The following is a 780-nucleotide window of genomic DNA, read 5'->3' as shown; positions in this document are numbered from 1 at the left end:
ATGGCAGCTTTAATGCCCGTGTAGTGTTGGGTCCAGATGCAGTGGTAGGCACAGTCGTAAACGTTAACGGCACTGATTACACAGTGAGTGCGACTGACCTTGGCAATGGCTATATCACCGCAGCGATTCCTGTAACAGCAGATGGCCCAATTACCATCCATGCCCAAGCAGTGGATGCGCAAGGCAACATCAGCAGTCCAACAGATGTCACTGTAACTGTAGATACCACACCAGCGAACTTGCTTGGTGCGATCACAGTACCGGATGACTTAAATACTGATGGCATCATCAATGCATCAGAACTTGGCGCAGACGGTAGCTTTAATGCCCGTGTAGCATTGGGTCCAGATGCAGCGGTGGGTACTGTAGTAAACGTTAACGGCACTGACTACACAGTGAGTGCAACTGACTTAAGCAATGGCTATATCACCGCAGCGATTCCTGTAACAGCGGATGGCCCAATTACCATCCATGCCCAAGCAGTAGATTCACAAGGTCATATCAGCAGCCCGACAAATGTAATCGTGACTGTAGATACGGCAGCGCCAAGTGCACCTGTACTTGATCCAATCAATGCAACTAATCCTGTAACAGGTACAGCAGAACCTGGTTCAACAGTTACCGTGAGCTTCCCGGATGGTACAACAGCGACTGTAGTTGCAGGCCCGGATGGTAAGTGGACAGTACCAAACCCAGGTGACCTGACTGATGGTCAAACAGTAACAGCGACAGCGACTGACCCAGCGGGTAACCCGTCATTACCTGGCACAGGTGTAGTAG

1 protein-coding gene is annotated in these 780 nt (G+C 50.5%); it reads left to right on the top strand.

Translation table 11 applies throughout. The features are described 5' to 3' along the window. The coding region (locus tag J582_RS25455; RefSeq protein ID WP_228131722.1) for an Ig-like domain-containing protein at positions 1–780 on the top strand (780 nt) is incomplete at both ends.

Source organism: Acinetobacter sp. 1566109 (assembly GCF_000582255.1).
Classification (GTDB): Bacteria; Pseudomonadota; Gammaproteobacteria; order Pseudomonadales; family Moraxellaceae; genus Acinetobacter; species Acinetobacter nosocomialis.
This window is presented reverse-complemented; position numbering and strand designations above follow the sequence as displayed.